This window comes from Streptomyces noursei, from assembly GCF_001646665.1.
In the GTDB taxonomy this organism is placed as follows: Bacteria; Actinomycetota; Actinomycetes; order Streptomycetales; family Streptomycetaceae; genus Streptomyces; species Streptomyces lavendulocolor.
In genome coordinates, this window is the sequence record NZ_LWBU01000351.1 from 1 (window position 1) to 250 (window position 250).

1 pseudogene is annotated in these 250 nt (G+C 72.0%); it reads left to right on the forward strand.

The features are described 5' to 3' along the window. Window positions 1–237, forward strand: a pseudogene (locus tag A4V12_RS24565) (DUF2079 domain-containing protein); the annotation flags it as partial. Window positions 238–250 lie beyond the last annotated feature (13 nt).

The window sequence follows — 250 nt, forward strand, 5'->3', positions numbered from 1 at the left end:
GTCTTCCCGACCTTCCCGGTGGAGGGGAGGCTGTACGAGTACGACAGGAAGCGCCTCCCGCCCCCCACGGCCGAGTGGATCGTCCACGACCGGCGGGCCCCGGAGGCCTGGCCGTACAAGACGGGCCACTGGCCGTACCCCGCAGAGCAGCAGGAGGCCGAGCTGGCCGCCGCGCAGGCGCGCCACGGCTACCGGAAGATCGCCGAGCGTGACGGCATCACCCTGCTGCGCCGCTGAGACCTGTCGTACT